The 15,020-nt window shown below is 68.2% G+C and carries 20 protein-coding genes; 6 read left to right on the forward strand and 14 right to left on the reverse strand.

The annotated features are described in order from the left end of the window. Positions 1-32: 32 nt before the first annotated feature. The 10 genes from IPP98_10470 to IPP98_10515 form a co-directional block, all read right to left on the reverse strand. The gene (locus tag IPP98_10470) at positions 33-341 is read right to left on the reverse strand and encodes a hypothetical protein (protein MBL0179532.1); all 309 of its coding nucleotides are present in this window, start codon (positions 339-341) and stop codon (positions 33-35) included. After that, positions 338-532, reverse strand: coding sequence for a hypothetical protein (locus IPP98_10475; protein ID MBL0179533.1), 195 nt, complete (start codon positions 530-532; stop codon positions 338-340). The genes IPP98_10470 and IPP98_10475 overlap by 4 nt, the downstream gene beginning before the upstream one ends. After that, entirely contained in the window at positions 533-1,015 is a 483-nt protein-coding gene (locus tag IPP98_10480) for a hypothetical protein (GenBank protein ID MBL0179534.1), read from the reverse strand. Next, positions 1,012-1,470, reverse strand: a complete 459-nt coding sequence (locus IPP98_10485; GenBank protein MBL0179535.1) for a hypothetical protein — start codon at positions 1,468-1,470, stop codon at positions 1,012-1,014. The genes IPP98_10480 and IPP98_10485 overlap by 4 nt, the downstream gene beginning before the upstream one ends. Before the next feature lie 78 nt (positions 1,471-1,548). Further along, positions 1,549-1,764, reverse strand: coding sequence for a hypothetical protein (locus IPP98_10490; GenBank protein ID MBL0179536.1), 216 nt, complete (start codon positions 1,762-1,764; stop codon positions 1,549-1,551). A 171-nt stretch (positions 1,765-1,935) separates the two neighbouring features. Then, a complete protein-coding gene (locus IPP98_10495; protein ID MBL0179537.1) occupies positions 1,936-2,607 on the reverse strand; it encodes a hypothetical protein in 672 nt (223 codons plus the stop codon). Beyond that, positions 2,604-2,834: a hypothetical protein gene (locus IPP98_10500; GenBank protein MBL0179538.1), complete on the reverse strand. Its 231-nt coding sequence runs from the start codon at positions 2,832-2,834 to the stop codon at positions 2,604-2,606. The genes IPP98_10495 and IPP98_10500 overlap by 4 nt, the downstream gene beginning before the upstream one ends. Before the next feature lie 132 nt (positions 2,835-2,966). Beyond that, positions 2,967-3,497, reverse strand: coding sequence for a 2'-5' RNA ligase family protein (locus IPP98_10505; GenBank protein MBL0179539.1), 531 nt, complete (start codon positions 3,495-3,497; stop codon positions 2,967-2,969). A 7-nt stretch (positions 3,498-3,504) separates the two neighbouring features. Then, entirely contained in the window at positions 3,505-4,029 is a 525-nt protein-coding gene (locus IPP98_10510) for a DinB family protein (GenBank protein ID MBL0179540.1), read from the reverse strand. Positions 4,030-4,063: 34 nt separating this feature from the next. Continuing rightward, positions 4,064-4,504: a helix-turn-helix domain-containing protein gene (locus IPP98_10515; protein MBL0179541.1), complete on the reverse strand. Its 441-nt coding sequence runs from the start codon at positions 4,502-4,504 to the stop codon at positions 4,064-4,066. Positions 4,505-4,585: 81 nt separating this feature from the next. Between IPP98_10515 and IPP98_10520 the strand changes: the two genes are divergently transcribed. The 3 genes from IPP98_10520 to IPP98_10530 are packed head-to-tail and all read left to right on the forward strand — an operon-like array spanning position 4,586 to position 6,614. After that, positions 4,586-5,077, forward strand: a complete 492-nt coding sequence (locus IPP98_10520; GenBank protein ID MBL0179542.1) for a DUF2938 domain-containing protein — start codon at positions 4,586-4,588, stop codon at positions 5,075-5,077. 35 nt (positions 5,078-5,112) lie between these two features. Continuing rightward, on the forward strand, positions 5,113-5,904 hold the full coding sequence (locus IPP98_10525) for a DUF2798 domain-containing protein (protein ID MBL0179543.1): 792 nt from the start codon (positions 5,113-5,115) through the stop codon (positions 5,902-5,904). Between the two features lie 11 nt (positions 5,905-5,915). Next, a complete protein-coding gene (locus IPP98_10530; protein MBL0179544.1) occupies positions 5,916-6,614 on the forward strand; it encodes a DUF2306 domain-containing protein in 699 nt (232 codons plus the stop codon). Here IPP98_10530 and IPP98_10535 read toward each other — a convergent pair. The 4 genes from IPP98_10535 to IPP98_10550 form a co-directional block, all read right to left on the reverse strand. Then, on the reverse strand, positions 6,586-7,251 hold the full coding sequence (locus IPP98_10535; GenBank protein ID MBL0179545.1) for a DNA alkylation repair protein: 666 nt from the start codon (positions 7,249-7,251) through the stop codon (positions 6,586-6,588). The genes IPP98_10530 and IPP98_10535 overlap by 29 nt on opposite strands. Before the next feature lie 28 nt (positions 7,252-7,279). After that, complete coding sequence (locus IPP98_10540) at positions 7,280-8,533, reverse strand: hypothetical protein (protein MBL0179546.1); 1,254 nt, start codon at positions 8,531-8,533, stop codon at positions 7,280-7,282. 87 nt (positions 8,534-8,620) lie between these two features. Then, positions 8,621-8,914, reverse strand: a complete 294-nt coding sequence (locus IPP98_10545) for an antibiotic biosynthesis monooxygenase (GenBank protein MBL0179547.1) — start codon at positions 8,912-8,914, stop codon at positions 8,621-8,623. Between the two features lie 46 nt (positions 8,915-8,960). Then, positions 8,961-10,451 carry a response regulator gene (locus IPP98_10550; GenBank protein ID MBL0179548.1) on the reverse strand — a complete coding sequence of 497 codons (1,491 nt, stop codon included), beginning with the start codon at positions 10,449-10,451 and terminating at the stop codon, positions 8,961-8,963. 548 nt (positions 10,452-10,999) lie between these two features. Between IPP98_10550 and IPP98_10555 the strand changes: the two genes are divergently transcribed. The 3 genes from IPP98_10555 (at position 11,000) to IPP98_10565 (ending at position 15,014) form a co-directional block, all read left to right on the forward strand. After that, positions 11,000-11,992 (forward strand): alpha/beta fold hydrolase, encoded by a 993-nt coding sequence (locus tag IPP98_10555; protein MBL0179549.1) that lies wholly within the window; start codon positions 11,000-11,002, stop codon positions 11,990-11,992. Between the two features lie 68 nt (positions 11,993-12,060). Next, positions 12,061-12,393 (forward strand): PadR family transcriptional regulator, encoded by a 333-nt coding sequence (locus IPP98_10560; protein ID MBL0179550.1) that lies wholly within the window; start codon positions 12,061-12,063, stop codon positions 12,391-12,393. Positions 12,394-12,572: 179 nt separating this feature from the next. Continuing rightward, positions 12,573-15,014 carry an ABC transporter permease gene (locus IPP98_10565; GenBank protein ID MBL0179551.1) on the forward strand — a complete coding sequence of 814 codons (2,442 nt, stop codon included), beginning with the start codon at positions 12,573-12,575 and terminating at the stop codon, positions 15,012-15,014. The last annotated feature ends 6 nt before the right edge of the window (positions 15,015-15,020 follow it).

Consider the following 15,020-nt stretch of genomic DNA (forward strand, 5'->3'; position numbering starts at 1 on the left):
GGTGATCGCGTGGCGGGGCCGTGCCACGGTCGTCAATAGGCCTGACTCAGCAGTACCGCGCCGATCGCCAGCAGCATCACGAACCCGAGCACCAGCCGTCGTGTCTTCGACACGGCGGCCTCGCGTGCTTCATCGAGGTAGTATCGTCCACCGCCCGCGTCCTGCAGCACGTGGCGATGTTCCTGGATGCGGAGCAGCATGCCGTGGTCGAGGCCGAGCTCCTCGAGGGTGCGGGCGGTCGCTGGCGAGGTGGCACCGTGCGTGCGAAAGGTCGCGATCAGCTTGCGCCGCTTCCCGGCGATGATGGCGGGGCCGATGGGCCCAAGGCCGGCCGGGATCATCGGGTGAGCGCGAAGTAGATCACGTAGAACCAGCCGAAGAAGCCGTGGAGGACGGCCCAGAGGATCGACTGGTGCAGGCTCCACGAAATGGTGATCGCGAGCGCGCTGCCCATGCCGATGCCGGCCTTGGCGACATCGCGGGTGGTGTTCATCCGGGTCCGTCCGTTGTGGGTGTTGATGTCGACCTGCATTCAGGACTCCTGGATGGTGCGGCGAAAACGGAGCGGCATGCCGAGCATCGGATCATCGCGGAGCAGCCAGACGGTGATGACGCCGACGAGCGCGATCGGAACGGCCATTACCGCGACGATGCCAATCGTGGCGGTAACCTCGAGCGAGGTGACGAGGAAGAGTCCGAGTGCCATGGCGCAGGCCATCGCGACGATCGAGCCCAGCATCACCGCAATGCTCCGGTAAGATGATTCCATGGCCCGGCCCTGCACCACCAGCCCGGTGACGGCAACTGCGAGGCCGATCATCGAAATCTCCATGCGCCATCCCGAGGCACCGAGCAGCATCGGCAACTTCGTGGTCGTGAGCAGGAAGCCGAGCCCGAAGAGCGCCCTGGCGAGGGCGAGCCGCGCCGCCGCGCCGCTCAGGCGACGCCAATCCCGGAGACCGGGGACGAACAGCATCGGGCCTGGAATCAGCAGCAACCAGTCGTACGTGGTCATGATGGCGCCCTGAGTCCGCGGCGAACGCGCAGGAAATATCCCACGCTCAGTCCGGTGCCGAACAGTGCCCCGGCAAGGACAATGAGGCGGACGGCCCCATCATCGATCAGGAAGGCGGAGAGCCCAGCGGCAGCAAAGGTGACCATCGCCGACGTCGCCGTGGTCGCTGGCGAATCGAGTTCCGGGTTCCGCCGGAGTTCGTGAGACATCATGTACCCGGCGATCGAGGCGACGACCGAGAGGGTGATGGCATAGCCCAGCATTGTGTCGACGCCCATCAGCATCGCGAGCGGCCAGCCGACCACGATGCAGGCGCCGGCGCTTGCCGCCAGGACGAGCAAGGCCCGTCGATCGGCCCTCGGTTTCTCCGAGGCGGTCACGACGATGCCGAACGGGACGGCGACGCAAACCCACTGGAGCAGGTCGAGCAGTGAGATCGAAGGCAGGAGGTCCATCGGCATCTCCAGGGCAGGCGGGGTGGCAACCCTCTGAAGCTACATCGGAAACGGCGGCGCGTGGGCGCCACCCAGGCGTCACCTCGGACCGCGAACTCGCGTCACCAGCACGCGTCCCGCCTCATCCTCCCTCACGATCACGATCCCATCGGCGGTAGGTCGCAGGAGGGTGGGTTCGGCGGCGAGCCGCATCGACCCCTTCTCGATCCCCTGCCGGTCATAGCGCTTGAGCAGGAACCCCGCCTTATCGAAGCGCACGCACCAGAGGTGGTCGTCACCGCCGACGGTGACCATGCCCGGAGTGACAAACTCGGGCTTCCGGGTACCTACCGTCCTGGCGAGATGCGCCGAGAGTCCGACGTCGATGCCGTAAAGAACCTTCGGAGCGCCTAGGCTGATCTTGTTGTATCGCGCTGTGGCCTCTGCCTTCGTCCAGATGAGGGGCGGGGAAATCGGGGGAACGTTTCATGTGACGGTCGGCTGTCCAGGCTGGATGATCGCCAAGGATGCCGAACGAGAACTCGCAACAACGACTGCTCCGGAAGCGAGCAGCGATGTCGAGTGAAACCAGCCGAGATCATCGCCCGATGGCCCCAGACTCGGGGCCGCTCGCCAGACGTAGCTGGTGTCCAACTGAGCGCCAGTGGTGAGGAGCATCCGCACGAGCGAAGGGCCGATATCACGTGCGGCCCAATCGGACGCGTACATGATGAGCGTGTCGGATCCTAGCCGGTTCATGATATCGCTCACACCGGCTGGTGCCGAGTACTGGCGAGGCCGACTGACGCTAGAGTCACTGGAGAAGATCGTGATCCGCCGCAATGCGATATCGGCAACCACCACATCGCCACTTCCGGTGACTGTGATGGAGACCGGAGCCCGGAATTCCCCCGGCCCCTCGCCACCACGCCCAAGGCGGCGGCGCGGTGTGCCGTCCGGATCGAACTGTGCCGCCACCCGATTCCGCATATCGAGGAGCCACCAGCTTCCATCCGGGGCAGCCGCAAGGTCTTCCAGTTCGAACTCGGTACCGAGCGAAATGGTCGAGTCGGCGATGAGCGTGGGCGCCGCGACCACATCGGGCCTGGCGCAGCCAACGATCAACGCGGCGAGCGCGACCGCAACAACGATCCTCACCCCCGCTTCCCCGGGGGGCGGTACTTCATGTTGTACCAGGTCAGTCCGCCGAAGAGCAGCAGCTGGCCCGCGAGATAGCCATAGCCGCCCCACCCGAGGACGAGCCAGGTGATGATGCCGAGCAGGATGGAGAGCCCGGCCGTGACGAACCCCGCCCCGTACTCATGGTCGCCGAGCCGGTAGTAGAGAATCCCTCCGACGACGAGCAGGATGATCTGGGCTGGCATCGACGGTCCGGTGGGGAGGGTTGCTGGAAGCTACATCGGGGGCGGAAGGGGGAGGGCGCCAGGCTCCGTCATCCCGAGCAAAGCGAGGGACCTGCGTAGTGGCGCATGCACTAGCGCCCGGCCCATTCGGGATTACGCAGATCCCTCGCTCTGCTCGGGATGACGTTCTTGGGTGCCGGATTCTAGTACCACCACCTCCCGCACCACCCACGGCCCGCCATCGACCTGCTCGATCAGCGAGATCGTGGCGAACGTGATGCGGAGCGGCGTGGCGAGGGCGATCTCGTGTGGCGTGGTATTCCCTGGCGCCCGCGGATTGCGCGGATGCGCCAGCGTGATGTGGGCCGCCTGGTGCCTGATCGCTGTCGAACCGAGGACGGCGGCGCGGAGCCGGTGGAACTCCGTCGTGCCATCGATGCACGGGAGCAAGATGCCGTGCGAGTCGAAGCCGACCGGCGCGCCGAAGGTCAGGGCGATCGCCGTCGGCCGCTGCGCCAGGCCACGCAGCACGGCCAGCGGAGACTTCGCCAGCTCATCCTCCCGGCACAGCGTGACGTGCGTGCCGATAAGCCCGTGTTGCACTGGGTCGAGCCGCTGGCGGATCGGCTCGAGGACGCTTGCCACCTCGTCGGGGACGAAGAGCGTCAACTGCAGGCGCGGCATCGATCCGCTACCGATCCAGCACCGGCAGGAACGCCCGCCACGGCCCGACCGCCTCGCGATACTGCTTGGCGATCACGCGCGACGTCTGCGCGACGTGGCCGAGATCGTGGACGACCCATGCCGAAAGGAGTTGCCGCAATGCGACTCGACCGAACGCCGGATGTTCTCCTTCGAGGGCAAGTTCGCGGGGGCCGAGGTTCCAGCCGCGCAACGTCTCAAGGTTTGCGTCGCGCAGCCGCGCAAACTCGTCGAGCAGCTCGGCGAGGCTATGGTCGCGTCGTTCCTGCACGTGGCCAAAGCGGTCAAACGGCGGAAAGCGGAGGTCGACGCCCTGCGCCATGATCACTTCGGCACGCGGAATCCAGTCGGTCCGTTCGGCGTGGATCATGTGGCCAAGATTGTCGAGGGCGCTGAAGGTCTCGGGGCCTTCGTTCGGTTGGATCCATGAGTCGCTGAGCCCGCCGAGGAGGGCACGGAAGGTCGCAGGAGTCCGTTCGAGAATTTCGAACGCGCGATCGAGGTCGAAGTCCATCAGCCCATCCAGGGGAGGGTAAGGTCCGTGCAAGCTATCTCGCCGAGCGGCGAGGGGGGAGGCTCCGCGCGCGCCGCTTCGGTGCCGTCGCGGCCTTGCGCACCGCGAGCCCCATCAATCGCCGGAACTTCGGGCATGCCAGATGATCGGGTGCCTGGCACGCCGCCGCGTGAAGCAGTCCTTCGCGAATGGTGGTCAGGTTCCGGATCTGGTCGTCGATCGCATCCGCACGAGCCGCCAGCAGCTGGCGATCCACCTTCGCACGGCCTCCCACCGTCAACATCTGCCCGATCTCGTCGAGCGTGAGCCCCGCTGACCGCCCGAGCGTGATCAGCGCCACCTGGTCGAGCACCTCCGGCTCGTACTGGCGGCGCAGGCCGTGCCGGCCGCTCGAGCGGATCAATCCCTTCTCCTCGTAGAACCGCAGTGCCGACGGCGCCGCGCCCGACTGCCGCGCCAGGTCCCCGATGTCCATCTGCCCCCCCCCCTTGACCTCAAGTCGACTTGAAGTTGTAACCTGTCTGCTCGAAGGGTTCAAGGTCACCTGGGAGGAACGATGGACCTGCTCATCCATGCATTGCCGATCGGCGTCGGCGCCACGCTGCTGATGGACCTCTGGGGCGCCGTGCGACAGCCCCTCTTCGGCTTCGCGCGCCTCGACTACGCGCTGCTCGGCCGCTGGGTCGGCGGGATGGCCGCCGGGCGGTTCAGGCACGATACAATCGCGACGTCGGCTCCCGTACGCGGGGAACGCCTCATTGGCTGGACCGCGCACTACCTGATCGGCGTCAGCTTCGCAGCGCTGCTGCTCACCATCTGGGGCGCGGCCTGGATGCACCGGCCCACCCTCGGTCCGGCGCTGCTCGTCGGCATCGGGACCACCGCGGCGCCGCTGCTGATCATGCAACCGGCGATGGGCGCCGGTATCGCCGCGTCACGGACGCCGCGCCCGAACGCGGCCCGACTGCAAAGCCTTCTCACCCACGCCATCTACGGCCTGGGACTCTACCTCGCGGGCTGGCTCGATCACGCGCTCCTCGCGTCGTGATCAACACAACCTCAACTCCACAGAAGGAGCACACAATGCGCATCCCCACTCGCTTCGCCCCCGTCCTCTTCAGCGCCCTCCTCTCGGCCGTGATGGTCGCGATCGTCTCGGGCTATGTGCTGTTCACCACGCAGGGCGTCCACCCTGGCCTGCTCGCCCAGTGGGGCCGCAGCTGCCTCCGGACTTGGCCCATCGCCTTCCCGACGGTCTTCATCGTGGCTCCGCTGGTGCGGCGCGTCGTCGCGCGGCTCACGATGCCAGCGACGGTCGCGGCCTTGGCGCTGTTGCTGCTGGCTCCCGCAGCCGCCACGGCGCAGGCGGCCTCGCCGTCGCGCTGGCAGTTCCTGGTGTCGTCGGGGACGCTGGTGCCGACCGGTGCCCAGCGCGCGGCGATCGCGCGCGGTGGCGTGACGGTCGCGCAGCTCGCCTACGTCCCTGGCCCGGTGGCGTTCACCGCCTCGCTCGGTTGGGCGCGTACGCGTGACGTCGCCACCGCCGATGGTGCCAAGCTCGACGCCTTCCTCTATGACATCGGCGCCGAACTGCGCGGGAAGATGCTGGACCTTGGGCCGGTGTCTGTGATGCCGTTCGGTGGGAGCGGTGTCGGGGCGCGGAGCTACAACTATCGATCCCTCGACGTCGATGCCACGCACAACGTCGCCGCGTTCGTGAATGCGGGGGGCGAGTTCGATCTGGGCCGCGTGCAGCTGCGGCTCGAGGTGCGCGACTATATCAGCGGCTTCAGGTCGCTCCAGGCGGAGGGCCCCCGCGCCACGCGCAACGACATGGTGATCATGGCCGGGCTGCGACTCGGGGCACGTCGGTGAAGGCGGCGTCGATCACTGCGCGCCGAGGCGACTGGCTGGTGCCGTCGCTGCTCCTCCTGCTGGCGCTGGTCCCGTCGGTGGCGGGCGGCGTGCGGGTGGTCGACCTGGCGCGCGGCGGACCGATCACGGAGGCGAATGCCCGATTCATGGCGATGCCGCTGCCAGTGCTGTTGCATGTGCTGGCGGCGGTGCCCTTCGGGATGGTCGGCGCGTTCCAGTTCTCGGCGGGGCTGCGCCGCCGCGCGCCGCGTTGGCATCGGGTCGCGGGGCGGCTGCTGCTCCCGCTCGCGCTGGTCGTCGCGGTGACCGGGCTCTGGATGACGCTCCGCTATCCCTGGCCCGCCGGAGACGGCGTGGCACTCTACGCGATGCGCCTCCTCGTTGGTACCGCCATGCTGGGATCGGTGGTACTAAGCCTCGACGCGATCCGGCGGCGGCGCTTCGCCGAACATGGCGAGTGGATGACGCGTGCCTACGCAATAGGGATGGGCGCCGGGACGCAGGTCCTTACGCACCTGCCATGGTTCCTGCTGGTCGGACAGCCGACCGAGGGCCCGCGAGCGGTGATGATGGGGCTCGGCTGGGTGATCAACATCGTGGTGGCGGAGTGGGCTATCCGGAAGGGGCTCTCAAGTTCGTCTCTCCCCCTTCCTACGGCTCCCCTTGGACACCGACCCGAGGCTACCCCTGCCTCCGCACCATCTCGTTGATCCATATCGGCGCGAACGGCGATGTGCACCCTTTCGAGACCGGGTAGTCGCGATAGATGCCGAGCCCCTCGCCGATCGCGAGGGCACGCTTCCGCAGCGCGGGGTGGTGGATGCCGATGTTCGCGAGACAGCTGTTCATCGTCCACTGCGTCGGCGCGGGGGCCGTCGGCATCTCGGCCTCGATCCGGTCCAGCAGCGCAGAAAGGTCGATCCCCTCGGGGGTCCGCGCGACGCGGCCTGACGTCAACCCCCAGCCGGCGCGCGCGGCCCACGGGTCCTGGTCGGCCATCCACCGCACGCGCAGTGTCTCCTTCTCGGGGTGCTCCTTGACGAGGTAGTTGTTGACCCAGTCGGCCACCTGCGAGAAAGTCGCGGTGCGGACGATCCGGTCGAGCTCGTCGAGCGACAGCTTCTTCGGCTTGATGAGGAGCACGGCGAGCAGCTGCGCATCGATGATGCCGCTGTCCCAGAGGTCCATCGCCGACTGGTGATCGGCCCTCATGGTCGCGGCGAGCTTGCGGATGTCGCCGAGCTTGACGCCGTACTGGTTGTCGCCGGCGCCGAACTTCCGGTTGTGGACGCGAACGCTCTCGTTGCCGAGCGACTTGAGCGTGTCGAGTGCTTCCTGCAGGGTCATCGGGGCCTCAGGGGAGAGTCATCCAATATTACCGCTTCAATCGATAGACCTCGACAAGCCAGTCATAGCTTGGAGTCAACCGCTGTACCAGCAGGTAGTCGGTGCCGACGGCGAGTATCCGCGGGTGGCCCGGGAGGCGGATGCTGCCGAGGAGGCGGCCGTCCGCGCCGAAGACATCCCAGACGGAGGCGGGGTCGGAGGCCAAGGTGCCGGGGCGCTGCACCAGCAACTCCCCGGTCGGCGTGACGGCGAGACCGACCACCGCGGGGAGCGAGTCGGGAGTTGGCACCTGCGCGGCGAGCCGGTCACGTGTCGTGGGGTCCGCGAAGTTCAGCTGACCCGCCACCGCGCTTCGCGCCTGCGCGGCCTCCGCCGCCGTCGGGGCGCGGCGCGCGCCGTGCCGCTCGATGATCCGCGCGAGTTTGCCGTCCATCGACCAGAGCTCGATGCGGTAGTCCGGGTTCGCCGCGATCGCGAGGCGCAACGGGTCACCGCCGCTGGCAACGAATGACCGCGCGTGGAACGGGTGCGTGACGAACATCGCCCGCCCCGATTCGAGCTTGACGCCGAACGACTCGGGTCCGGCGGTACGGCCGAGCGGATACGCGGTGTCGAGCACGGGGTTGAGGAGCCAGACGCGCCGCAATTGCCGGAGCAGACCAGGCCCTGCGGTGGTCGTGCCTCCCGCGTCGGGGACGTCGGCGCGATTCGTGGCCGAATGCGGAATCGTCGGATCGTCCGTGCAGCCGTACCACGACCCGTCGGGGAGCAGCCCCCGGTCACACTCGCTCCAGGGTCCGAAGCGTTTGTACAGCGCCGGGTCAAGATGCCGCTCGCCAACGAGGGCGCCCTCCGGAGTGATCTCGAACTGGTTGGCCATGCCATCACTGGCGAGGAGCGCGTTGTTCGGTAGTGCGCGGACCCGGGTGAAGCCGTAGATCCGCCCCTGCTTCGCAGGTGGCGGGAGGATGCGCCGGACAAAGCGCCCGTCCGGCCCGAAGAGCCTGATCTGATCATCCGCAGTGACCGCGACGCTGCCATCGGTCAGACGTGCGGCGTCGTCCACGTAACGCCACTGCTGCTGCAGGTCGTGCCCGTCGGCGCCGAGCACCATCATCGGTACGGTGTCGACCTGCCACCCCTCGCCGTCACGCCATGTGGGCGTCGTGCTGGTGACGATCTCGACGCCAGCCGAGTCGCGGATGCCACCGCCACGGGATGCCTCCCTTGCGGCTCCGCAGCCCACGAGGGCAATGGCAAGCAGCAGGGCGGTGGCACGCATGGGCGCTCCGGGGAAGGGAGGGTACGTCGAGGGGTTGCCGTGCAAGCTATAGCGGGGGAGTTGGTGACGGCGCGCCACCCACCCTGCTCACTGCAATCCATGCCATCCCACCGGCTCCGTCTCGTACCGCTCCCCGAAGCCGGCGATCATCGGCCGGCCGCGCGCGATCGTCTGCTGCACCGACGGGAGTTGCAGCGAGGCCGCGTGCGATGCCTTCGAGTCCCAAACTTCGGTGATCCAGATCGCAGTGGCATCGGTCGGGTCGCGCGCGATGATGTAGCTGTGGCACCCCGGCATCGTCGCGACGTCAGCCAGGAGGATGTCGATCAGCGCGTCCCGCTGACCATGGTGGGCGAGCATCTTGCCGATCAAACCGTACAGAGACATCTCCCGGCTGGGGGACGCCGCATTGCACCCCGTTGATTGCTCATTCCTCCTCCCCCCCCAACACCTGCCTGACCTTCTTCGCGAGCGCCGCCGGCGTGAACGGCTTCTGCAGGAACGCCACCTCAGCGCGCAGGATCCCGTGGCGCACCACCGCGTCGTCGGTATAGCCGGACAGGTACAGCACCTTGGTGTCCGGCCGTGCTGCGGTCACCGCCGCCGCGACCTCTCGGCCACCGACTTCGGGCATCACGACGTCGGAGAGGAGCAGGTCGATGCTGCCCGGGTGGCGGGCGGCGAGCGCGATCGCCTCGCGGCCCGTGCTCGCCTCCAGCACGGTGTAGCCGGAGCGCTGCAGCGCCATTCGCGTCACCGCGCGGACCGCGTCGTCGTCCTCGACCAGAAGCACGGTCTCGGTGCCGCGAGGCGCATGTGGCTTCGGCATCGGGGCCCGAGTCGCCGGTTCGCCCGCCGCCACGGGGAGGTAGATCTTGAAGGTCGAGCCCTGCTCGGGCTCGCTGTAGACGTAAATGTGGCCGCCGCTCTGCTTCACGATTCCGAATACCGTCGAGAGGCCGAGTCCGGTGCCGATTCCCGTCGGCTTGGTGGTGAAGAACGGCTCGAAGACCCGTCGGCGCGTCTCCGGGTCCATTCCGACGCCGGTGTCGCTGACGGCCAGCATGACGTACGGACCGGCCTCGACCTCGAGATGGTACTGCGTGTAGCCGGTGTCGAGCTCGACGTTCGCCGTCTCGATCGTCAGGCGGCCGCCCCGCGGCATCGCGTCGCGGGCGTTCACCACCAGGTTCATCAGCACCTGCTCGATTTGCCCGGGATCGACCTTCACCCGGCCGAGCCCCTCGGTGAGCGAAAGCGAGAGAAGGATGTCCTCGCCGATCAGCCGCGAGAGCATCTTGTCGGTGTGTCGCACGATGCCATTGAGATCGAGCACCTTCGGCTCGAGCACCTGCTGGCGGCTGAATGCCAGCAGTTGGCGCGTCAGCGTGGCGGCGCGCGCTGCGGCGGTGCCGATCTCGACGACGAATTCGTGGTCGGGATGCTCCCTCGGCACCACATCGAGCAGGATCTCGGCGTACCCGGTGATGATCGTAAGCAGGTTGTTGAAGTCGTGCGCCACGCCACCAGCGAGCCGACCGACCGCTTCGAGCTTCTGGGCCTGCCGCACCTGTTCCTCGAGCGAGGCGGTCTGTTCCATCTCCTGGCGGAGCGCGGCATTTGCCGAGGCGAGCTCCGTGGTGCGATCGGCCACCTGTCGCTCCAGCGCAGTCTTCGCCTGCCGCAACTGCTCGTTCGCCGATTGGATCTCCTGTGCACGGCGGTAGATCTCCGCTTCCATCTCCTGGCCGCGCCGACGCAGCACCACGAATTCGGTGACGTCCTCGACGCGATGGACGATCCACGCCAGCGTGCCGTCGGCCGTGACCACGGGGATGTTGATCGGACTCCAGTGGCGTTCTTCGAAGCCGCCGCCCTGCTCCTCCGGTCGGCGAATGTCGTACTTCTGGACCGCCATCGCGTCGGGAACCCGCGCCGCGACGACGCGGTCGAGCGAGGCACGCAACTGGCTCACGCCGTTCGCGTCGGGGTCGTCGGGATTGTCGGGGAAGGCGTCGAAGATATTTCGGCCGAGCAGCATCGACCGCGTCGTCATCGTCGCGCGGAGGTACTCGTCGCTCGCACCGACGATCTGGTAGTCGGGCGCGAGTACCAGGTAGGCGCCTGGCAGGGCCTCGAAGAGCAGTCGAAAATCGAGCGGGACTGTCGAGTCGGCAGCACCGGACATGCGCACCTCCGTGGGGGACGGAAGGCAGGGCCGCTTGCGCGATCCCCGCAGGACAGCCGATCCGGACCGGCAGCCCATTCGTAAGCTATACCTCCATGGGGGGCGACGAGTCGCCACCCCGCCACCAGAAAGGCAGGGGGCGTGCCACGGGGGTGGGCTGCAGTTGCACCGTGGGACACTGGCCGCGCCTTCCGGTCGACCGACGGGCCTGCGTGGCCACCTGCCGACTCCCTGACATCCCCCTGCGACGCCCTCGCCGCAGGCGGCATCATCCGGCAATGCACCGGACCCTGCTGCTGATCGCCGCGTTGCTGGCCATTCCGGTCGCGAGCCACGCGCAGGCCAGCCCCGCCGCGATCGCCCGGGGTCGGGTGCCGTCGCAGCCATACCTCGCCTATGAGGTCGAGGATGTCTTGGGGCGCAAGATCGCGTGGTATCTCTCGGAGCCTCGGGCAGCCTCCCCACGGCCACTGATCGTCTATATCCATGGATCCGGGCACCAGTCGCTCTTCCGACAGGCGGGAGGTCGGATCATTCCCGCCAACGGTCATGGCACCCTGGTTGATGTTGTCGGCGATCGGGCGCGGGTCGTGATCGTGGAAAAGCCGGGAGTCGAGCGACTGGACGCCGGTGACGGTCCTCCCTCCCCGGCCTTCCGGCGCGAGCACACGCTCGATCGGTGGGTCGAGGCGGTCTCGGCTGCGGTGCTCGCGGCTCGGCGACTTCCCTGGGTGGACACCACGCGCCTGCTCGTGATCGGCCACTCGGAGGGTGGACTCGTGGCCGCGCGCGTGGCGGCACGCCTGCCCCAGGTCTCCCACGTGGCGCTGCTTGCCGGTGGCGGACCGACCCAGCTCTTCGACCTGCTGCAAATGGCGCGGGCGGGGAGGTTCTTCGCCGAGGTCTCGCCGGATTCCGCAGACCGAGTGGCCTACGTGCTCGCGCAGTGGGATTCGATCCGTGGCGATCCCGAATCGGCAACGCGAGACTTCTTTGGGCATCCGTTCCGTCGCTGGGCCTCCTTCCTCCGCGATTCCCCGATCGCGGCACTCCGCGCGACGGACGCGGCGGTCTTCATGGCGCAGGGCGAGGTCGATCAGGCCGTCAGCAGGGCGTCCTTCGAGGCGCTGCTGGCGGAACTGGTCGTGGCCGGCCGGCGGCCCACGGCCAGGCTGATCGCCGGGGCCGATCACAGCTTCGCGATACCGGCGGCGCTGAGGGATGGCTGGTCGGAGGTCCTCACCGACGTGGTCCGCTGGTATCTCCGTTGACCCCCCCTGCAACCCTTTGCTCCCCTCGGCTGTCTACAAGAGATCACCTCACCGGGGGACCATCCGCCGTGCCCGAATCCGCTGCTGACCTGCTGCAGGGCACCCTCGCCCTCCTGATCCTCAAGACGTTGAGCCGAGGGCCCGATCACGGCTGGGGTGTCGCGCAGCAGATCGAGGGGCGTTCGCGCGAGGTGCTCACCGTGAACCAGGGATCGCTCTATCCGGCGCTTCACCGCCTCGAGGCGATGGGGTGGATCGACTCGAGCTGGGGCACCTCCACCAACAATCGCCGCGCCAAGTTCTACCGACTCACCCCAGACGGCCGGCGGCAGCTCGCGCGCGAGACCCGCACCTGGACCCAGTTCGCGAGGGCGGTGCAGCTGGTCCTTCAGCCCGGTTGATCGCGATGCCCTGGCCTCCCCGACTCGGCCCGCTCCGGCACCTGCTCGGCCGCACCCGCTTCGAGCAGGACCTCGACGACGAACTGCGCTTTCACCTCGAGATGCAGACGGCGAAGCACATCGCCCACGGCATGGACCCTGACATGGCTCGGCGCCTGGCCGAGCGGGAGTTTGGCGGCATGGCCTTCACGAAGGAGACGGTGCGCGACGCCGAGGGTCTGACCTGGTTCGATGACCTTCGCCGCGATCTCCGATTCGCCATTCGCACGCTGCGTCGCGCGCCCGGATTCGCCCTGGTCGTGCTCCTCTGCCTGGGTCTCGGGATCGGCGCCAACGCGGCGATCTTCTCGATCGTCAACACCGTCTTGCTGAAGCCGCTGCCGTATCGGGAACCCGATCGCCTGCTCAATGCCTACGAGACGTTCTTCCTCTCGGGTGGCAACGGGTGGGGGAGCGTGTCGTTCCCGAACTACGAGGACTGGCGCGACCGCAATCGCAGCTTCGTCTCGTTGGCGGCGTATCAAGCCGGCAGCACGACGCTGCGCGGGAGCGAAAAGACCGAACGACTCCTCACCCTCGACGTGACCCCGAACTACTTCACCACCATGGGCCTGACGCCGCTCCGTGGTCGCGGGTTTGCCGCCGAGGACGCGGCGACCACCGCCCCGGAGGTGGCGGTGGTGAACGAGCGCCTCTGGCGCACGCGCTTCGGGGCCGACCCTGCGATCGTTGGCAAGACGCTCAACATCGGCGGTCGCGAGCGCACCATCATCGGCATCATGCCCGCGGCGGCGAGCGCACGCACACAGGTATGGCTGCCGCTCACGCTCACCCCGGAACGCGCCGCCGCGCGCGGCAGTCACTATCTCGCCGTGACGGGCCGGCTGCGTCCCGGCGTCACCGCCGCCGCGGCTGGTGCCGATCTCGCTTCTATCGCGGAGGCCATCAAGCGCGAGCATCCCGAGCAGGACCCGAGTCGCTCGGCGATGGTGCGACCGGTGATCGAGGATGCCGTCGGCGGCAGCAAGTCCACGCTTCTGATCCTTCTCGGCGCTGTCGGCCTCGTCCTCCTGATCGCGTGCGCGAACGTCGCGAACCTCATGCTGGCTCGCGCCGCCTCGCGGCAACAGGAAGTTGCGGTCCGCCTCGCCCTCGGCGCTTCGCGGGGCCGCCTGATTCGTCAGTTCCTGATCGAGGCATTGCTGCTCTCGGTCGGCGGCGCTGTGCTCGGCGGCACGATGGCCTGGTTCGGCCTCCGCGCCTTGCAGCCGATGGTCGCGCGTGCGCTGCCGCGCTCCTCCGATCTCGCGATCGATGGGCGCGTCTTCCTCTACCTGCTGGGGATTGCGGCGTGCTCGGCCGTGATCTTCGGGCTGGTGCCGGCGCTGCAGGCCACGGGGGGCGACGTGCGCGGGTCGCTGACGCGGGGCGGGATGCGAGGCAGCACGGGCGGGCAGGCGCGCCTCCGGACCACGCTCGTCGTCGCGGAGATGGCGCTCTCGCTCGTCCTCCTGGCCGGGGCGGGACTCCTCTTCCGTGGACTTCTGCTTCTGCAGGCGACCCCGACCGGCTTCTCCGCGAGCAACGTCCTCACGGCGCATCTCACGCTGCCGGACACCGCCGGCCCGGGGAAGGGGCACTTTGCGATGCCGTTCCTCGAGCAGGTACGTACGCTCCCCGGAGTCCGCGCGGCGGGGATGATCTCGCGCCTCCCGATCCAGTCCTCGGGCACGAACGGCAACTACACGATCCCGGGGCATCCGCTCCCTGCGCGCGGACAGGAACCGTTGGCCGAGTTCCGCTACACGACACCCGGGCTGTTCGGCGCACTCGATATTCCGATCATCGCCGGGCGCGACTTCACTGCGCGGGAGATGGCGGACACGACGAGCATCGCCTTGATCAACCAGGCCTTGGCGCGGAAGGAATTTCCGAATGAAGATCCCATCGGCCGGCGGATCACGCTCGGAGAGACCGAGGTCTACACCATCGTCGGCGTGGTCGGGGACGTGCGACAGGGCGGCCTCGACCGCGCCCCCTTCCCCGAGATCCATTTGCCGGCGCGCGCCAGTGCGAATCCGATGGACGTGACGCTCGTGGTGCGGGCGGCGTCGGAGCCTGCGACACTGACACCGGCGATCCGCGACCTGTTGCGACAGGCCGATCCGGGGCAGGCGATGTTCAACGAGATGACGATGGACGAGGTGATCGCCACGTCACTCACGTCGCGGCGCCTCAACCTCTGGCTCTTCGGCATCTTCGCGGCCGTCGCGCTAATCCTCTCCGTGACCGGGCTCTACGGCGTGATCGCCTACCTCGTGAACCAGCGCACCCGCGAAATCGGCGTGCGGATGGCGCTCGGAGCGCGGCCACGGGACGTGGTGGTGATGGTAATGCGACAGGGAGGGGTGCTGGTCGCGGTCGGCCTCGGCATCGGTTTGCTCGGAGCCGCCGGCGTCACCCGATTGATCGCCTCGATGCTCTACGGGGTGAGCCCGCGTGACCCGGTGACGTTCGGTGTGGTGACCGCCGTGCTCGGCGTCGCGGCGCTGCTCGCGACCTTGGTGCCGGCACGCCGGGCCGCACGCGTTGATCCGATGCTGGCGATGCGGGCGGAGTGATCGGCG

The sequence above is a fragment of the Gemmatimonadota bacterium genome (genome assembly GCA_016720805.1).
GTDB lineage: Bacteria > Gemmatimonadota > Gemmatimonadetes > Gemmatimonadales > GWC2-71-9 > Palsa-1233.